The following is a 1,726-nucleotide window of genomic DNA, read 5'->3' on the forward strand; positions in this document are numbered from 1 at the left end:
TTACTGCCCGTTAAGGCTGGGATAAAATTCATTGCATACAGACCATTAGCAATATACAAAAATGGAGCCGTCCTAATTTCAGACAGCTCCATTCTATTTTATAATTTATTATTTTCATCCAGTTTATTATCTAGTCTACGTAAATATTTTGCCGCGAAATCTTTCCCGCCAAGACCAAATGCCAGACCAAATGCTAAGGCTAATCCTCCTAAGATAAGGATAAATGCTGCATTTACAATAGAATGCGCGACACCGACTTGATCTAATGCCATAAAGATTGTAATCGTAAAGATAGCATATTTAGCAATAGATGCAAGCAGACGGGAATACGAATTCTTTAACACATTTTGCAAGATGCGCTCTGTTAAATTTCCGATATATAAGCCGATTCCCAGGATAATAATTCCGGCAAACAGCATCGGTAAGTATGAGATAACAGCTGTTGCAAGTGTTACTAAGAAATCTAAGTGAACAATTCGTAATGCTTCAACTGTAAATAATAATACAATAACGATCTTTACGATCATACCGATGATGTCAGAAATTGTGTACTTAGCTGTTTCTTTATTTAAAGACCCAAGGCCCATTTGGTATAGCAGACCATTAATTCCTACACGTCTAAGCATTTGTGCAACAATTTTTTCTACCCATTTCCCAAGCCATAAGCCGACTAAAATAAGAACGACAGCAACAGCAATGTTTGGAATAAGTGTTAAGATATTATTCAGCATAGCAATTGCCGGTGCTGAAATTCCTTCTAAATCAAGTTTCTCCAGAGCTGTAATAATAGTTGGAATTAGAATAAGAATAAACGCGATATTACCGATAATACTTGAAATGCTTGTCCCTTCCACTGACTTTGTAAGCCCTAAACGCTGACTCAGTCTTTCTGTACCAATGCTTTGTAAAAAGTTCGTTAAAATATCACGGACAATTTTAGCAATTAGCCAGCCGACAAAAACAATTAGAGCAGCAGCAAATAGTTTAGGAATGAAAGCAAGTACAGTTGAAAGAGTATGTTCAAATGGTTCTGAAATTCCTTCAATGTGAAGTGCTCCTAATACACCAGGTAAGAATAAAAGAAGAACAACATAGAAAAGTACTTTGCCGATGCCATTAATTTTTTCCATAGCTTCCGCTTGAGTTTTTGTAATATTCCATTTTACTAAAAGATTATCAAAATGCAGCATTGCTGCGCCTTTATTAAAGAACATGCGAAGCAGAGATGCGATTACCCAGCCTACTAATAAAATTAATGCAGCCTTTAAAATATTCGGAATTGCAGCAGTAATAGTTGATAGCATACTCATAAGCGGAGTTGCGATAAAGCTTAAGTTCAGCATATTAAAGAAGATAAGCCATACGACAACTAATAAAATATAGTAAACTATCTTTCCGATAATAAATTCGGAAGAATATTTCCTGTTTCCGAAATTAGAGAAAAACCTATTATCCAAATTCGTTTTCTTTAAAAGCTTTTCCACCGTTTTTCCAATCTTCTTGGCGACAAACCAGCCAATTAATAAAACAAGCAATGCCAATAACACGTTTGGAATTTCATGAAGGTACGAAGACCATCCATTTAGCATTCGATCCATATCCATTTTACCTAACTCCCTTCAATATGTAGCATAATTTATTAAATGTAATACCCGCTCTCATTCTTTTAAAACAGGAAATCTTTCTCTGAACTATCCATTCCCATACTTGTATAAAGTCCTTTTTA

At 35.1% G+C, this 1,726-nt stretch carries 1 protein-coding gene; it reads right to left on the reverse strand.

Annotated features, from left to right (window positions below; translation table 11 throughout):
• Positions 1-98: 98 nt before the first annotated feature.
• Positions 99-1,604, reverse strand: coding sequence for a mechanosensitive ion channel (locus BFA01S_RS21440; RefSeq protein ID WP_066235665.1), 1,506 nt, complete (start codon positions 1,602-1,604; stop codon positions 99-101).
• Positions 1,605-1,726 lie beyond the last annotated feature (122 nt).

The organism is Metabacillus fastidiosus NBRC 101226, from assembly GCF_001591625.1.
Lineage (GTDB): Bacteria > Bacillota > Bacilli > Bacillales > Bacillaceae > Metabacillus > Metabacillus fastidiosus.

Excerpts from the sequence above, each read along its gene's own strand:
- BFA01S_RS21440 (WP_066235665.1), bottom strand. The coding sequence starts at position 1,604 with ATGGATATGGATCGAATGCTAAATGGATGGTCTTCGTACCTTCATGAA.